Origin of the sequence: Candidatus Erwinia dacicola, from assembly GCF_001756855.1 — a bacterium.
In the GTDB taxonomy this organism is placed as follows: domain Bacteria; phylum Pseudomonadota; class Gammaproteobacteria; order Enterobacterales; family Enterobacteriaceae; genus Erwinia; species Erwinia dacicola.
Window position 1 is genome coordinate 1 of the sequence record NZ_MAYS01000021.1, and the last position, 3,910, is coordinate 3,910.

Here is a 3,910-nt window from a genome sequence, read left to right on the forward strand (position 1 = left end):
GCACATGCTGCGGACATTTACCTTCCCGCTTCAGCAATGCCAGCGCCCGCCCATACGTCGGGGCTTTATCTGTGTTGATCAACCGTGGAATTTGCAGGCGCTTCGTATTATTCAGAAGTTTACCCATAAAGCGATAGGCGGCTTTGGTGTGACGACGTGAAGACAGGTAAAAGTCAATGGTGCAGCCCCTGCTGTCGACGGCGCGGTACAGATAAGCCCAGCGTCCGTTGACCTTCACGTAGGTTTCATCGAGATGCCATGAGCCAAAACCGGAAGGTTGACGCCAGTACCAGCGCCGCCGCTTTTCCATTTCAGGTGCAGAACGCTGAACCCATCGATAAATCGTGGTGTGATCGACATTTACCCCTCGCTCAGCCAGCATCTCCTGCAGCTCACGATAACTGATGCCATATTTGCAGTACCAGCGGACGGCCCACAGGATAATATGACGCTCAAAATGTCGACCTTTAAATGGGTTCATGTGCTGCTCCTTCAACTAAACAGTGGCATCAGTTTACCATCGCCAGATCTTTGCAACAGTGCCACCCCCAAGTTGTGGAAAACCCAGTTTTACATCGGTAGCGACAGCATTGCCGTGGTCGCCCTCTCTCTACGCAGCGACACCCGGCAGGCAGCTCAGCTGAGTCCGCAGTTGAGTAATGAAGAGCAGGCCTACAACGACGGGCTAAAAAAGGGTATTCGCCTGATTGGCGACGTGGTTAACCGCCAGCCTCAGGCAGAGAAGCTCATTGCGGCGACTTTCAGTCAATGCCAGCAGGTAGCCAAACGGCTGCAAACCGTGCCGCAGGCGCAGCGCATTCGCGTGTATATAGCTAATCCTGAGCTGACGACCTACGGTTCCGGTAAATATACTGGGCTGATACGTCGCGGCCGCTACTGTTAAGGGCTATAAGCAGGTATCAATGGAGCAGATTCTGGCGTGGAACCCACAGGTGATATTCGTGCAGGATTGCTACCCACAGGTCATCAATGAAATTAATCAGCAGCCCGTCTGGCAGACGGTTGGTGCGGTAAAAATCATCGCGTGTATCTGCCGGAATACGCAAAGCCCTGGGATTATCCGATGCCGGAAGCGATGGCGCTGGGGGGAGTTGGCAAAGAAACTTTTTCTGCAGAAGTTTGGCGATATTGATATGCAGCAGCAGGCTGACAGTGGTATCAGCGCTTCTCCGCACACACTATCACGGCAAAAAACGTGGAGAGACTGATCTTCTGCGGTCAGCATCATAGACTTTAACGAGGGATGACCGGGAAAAAGGGTCGTCCCCTACGGCTACGCTCTGCTGTCGTTAGCCTGGCGCAGTAGCGTGCGGCTTTCCGCCTGGAAACGTTTAGCGTAGTCGCCAAACCAGTGTTCTACGCGGCGGAAACTGTCAATAAATGCCTGCTTATCGCCATGCTCCAGCAGCTTAATCGCCTCGCCAAAGCGCTGATAATAACGCTTAATAAGCGCTAGGTTGCTTTCCGACGACATAATGATGTCAGCGTAAAGTTGCGGGTCCTGCGCAAACAGTCGCCCAACCATCGCCAACTCTAAGCGGTAAATCGGTGAGGAAAGCGCCAGTAACTGCTCCAGCTGTACGTTTTCTTCGGCCAAGTGCAGGCCATAGGCAAAGGTCGCAAAGTGGCGCAGCGCCTGAATAAACGCCATGTTTTGATCGTGCTCCACCGCGCTGATGCGTTGCAGGCGTGCGCCCCAAACCTGAATCTGTTCGAGGAACCACTGGTAGGCTTCCGGCTGGCGGCCATCGCACCAGACCACTACTTGCTTCGCTAGGCTGCCGCTATCCGGCCCAAACATCGGGTGCAAGCCCAATACCGGGCCAGAGTGTGCTGCCAGCATCGCCTTCAGCGGTTTATTCTTCACCGAAGCGAGACCAACCAGAATGCAGTCCGGCGCCAGCGGCGGCAGTTCACCAATCACCTGTTCGGTGAGGTAGATAGGCACGCTGATAATCACCATACCGGCATTCGCCAGCATCGCCTCAGCATTGTCCCAGTCCCCTTTGTCGAGGATCTGCACTTGGTAACCGGACAGGGTTAGCATCTTTTCAAACAGCCGTCCCATCTGCCCTTTACCGCCGATAATCACCACCGGACGCAGCTCAGGACACAAGGGCTTGAAGCCCTTATCATTTTCACTGGTGTAGGATTCACGCATCACGCGGCGCAGCACATCTTCGATCAGGTCCGGCGGCACACCAAGCTTTTCAGCCTCGGCGCGGCGCGAAGCCAGCATCGTGGCCTCCCGTTCCGGGACGTATATCGGTAATCCGTAGCGGCTCTTCACCTCGCCCACTTCCGCTACCAGCTCCAGCCGTTTTGCCAGCAGATCCAGCAGCGCTTTATCCACTTCGTCGATTTGATCGCGTAGCGCGGTCAGTTCAGCCACCATAACTCGTTAACCCTCTTGCGACAGACGCGCCGCCAGCACTCCGTTCAGATCCTGATAAATTTCACGCAGCAGACTTTCAGTGGTTTCCCAGTTGATGCAGGCATCAGTGACAGAAACCCCGTAGCGCATATCACTGCGCGGCTGCTCGGAGGACTGGTTGCCTTCGTGAATATTGCTTTCCAGCATCAGGCCGATAATAGAGCGGTTGCCATCTTTGATCTGCGCAACCGCAGACTTGGCAACGCCCGACTGGCGACGGAAATCTTTATTAGAATTGCCATGACTGCAATCTATCATCAAGGAGGGGCGGAGTCCCGCCTGCTGCATCTCTTTTTCACACTGCGCCACGTCTTCCGGTCCGTAGTTAGGTTTTTTGCCGCCGCGCAGGATAACATGCCCATCTGGGTTGCCCTGAGTCTGTAACAGGCACACCTGCCCTGCCTGATTGATACCGACAAAGCGGTGTGGCATTGCTGCGGCGCGCATGGCGTTAATCGCAGTACCCAAGCTGCCGTCGGTGCCGTTTTTGAAGCCAACCGACATTGAAAGACCAGAAGCGATTTCGCGGTGCGTCTGGGATTCGGTGGTACGGGCACCAATCGCAGACCAGCTGAATAGATCACCCAAGTACTGCGGGCTGTTCGGATCCAGCGCTTCGGTTGCCAGCGGCATGCCCATCTCCACTAGATTCAGCAGCAGCTGGCGCGCAATGTGCAGGCCCGCTTCCATATCAAAGGTGTTATCCATGTGTGGATCGTTGATCAACCCTTTCCAACCCACAGAAGTACGTGGCTTTTCAAAGTAAACGCGCATCACGATGTACAGCTGATCGCCAACCTGATCCGCCAGCGCTTTCAGGTCACGGGCATAGGTGAGGGCCGCTTCGGTATCGTGAATGGAACACGGACCGCATACCACCAGCAGGCGATGATCTTTCCCGCTGATGATGTCAGAAATAGTCTGACGTGAAGCGGCAATCTGACCTTCCAGCATGCTATTCAGCGGGAACCGCCTTTTCAGTTCTTCCGGGGTAATCAGAACCTGTTCGTTGGCAATATGAACATTATTCAGCGCATCTTTTTGCATGATCGTCATCCTAGCAAATCGTTAATAGGAATCCTCAGCGAGGTTGAAAAAACTGTACCATAATGCGTACAGAATACAATAACGATATGTACACATTTATTACCACACACATTAAAACACCGCCATAAAACAAAAATAAATAATTAAAAACAAAGAAATAAATAATTCTATTCATGAAAGTCAAATGTACATTTAACTTTAAATTATGACGCCGATATTAAAAAACTCAATCATTTCCGTTACCTGCGCGACTGTCGCGATCTATACTCAGTCTCAGTCAGGGAACAGGACTGTAGCACGCCTGCTGCGTGAGCTCGTCTTCTACGCAGCCGAAGTCCTTTCCACCCTCATCGCTGTATTTTATACTGCCTTTCATGTACATATCGCACCCTGCAAAGCTCCTGTTCC

Annotated in this window: 3 protein-coding genes and 1 pseudogene; 1 reads left to right on the forward strand and 3 read right to left on the reverse strand. The window is 53.0% G+C overall.

The window, feature by feature from the left end; all coding sequences use genetic code 11:
- A partial coding sequence (locus tag BBW68_RS00455) for an IS6 family transposase (protein ID WP_070133548.1) occupies positions 1-481 on the reverse strand: 481 nt, incomplete at its 3' end.
- Between the two features lie 108 nt (positions 482-589).
- On the opposite strand from BBW68_RS00455, the pseudogene BBW68_RS15225 reads away from it, so the two are divergent.
- Positions 590-1,251: pseudogene (locus tag BBW68_RS15225) on the forward strand (ABC transporter substrate-binding protein); the annotation flags it as partial.
- Between the two features lie 43 nt (positions 1,252-1,294).
- Here the strand turns inward: BBW68_RS15225 and tyrA are convergent.
- Positions 1,295-2,416, reverse strand: a complete 1,122-nt coding sequence (gene tyrA, locus BBW68_RS00470) for a bifunctional chorismate mutase/prephenate dehydrogenase (protein WP_070133551.1) — start codon at positions 2,414-2,416, stop codon at positions 1,295-1,297.
- A gap of 6 nt (positions 2,417-2,422) precedes the next feature.
- Positions 2,423-3,502 carry a 3-deoxy-7-phosphoheptulonate synthase gene (locus BBW68_RS00475; RefSeq protein ID WP_070133552.1) on the reverse strand — a complete coding sequence of 360 codons (1,080 nt, stop codon included), beginning with the start codon at positions 3,500-3,502 and terminating at the stop codon, positions 2,423-2,425.
- Positions 3,503-3,910 lie beyond the last annotated feature (408 nt).

Excerpts from the sequence above, each read along its gene's own strand:
- tyrA (WP_070133551.1), bottom strand. The coding sequence starts at position 2,416 with ATGGTGGCTGAACTGACCGCGCTACGCGATCAAATCGACGAAGTGGAT.
- BBW68_RS00475 (WP_070133552.1), bottom strand. The coding sequence starts at position 3,502 with ATGCAAAAAGATGCGCTGAATAATGTTCATATTGCCAACGAACAGGTT.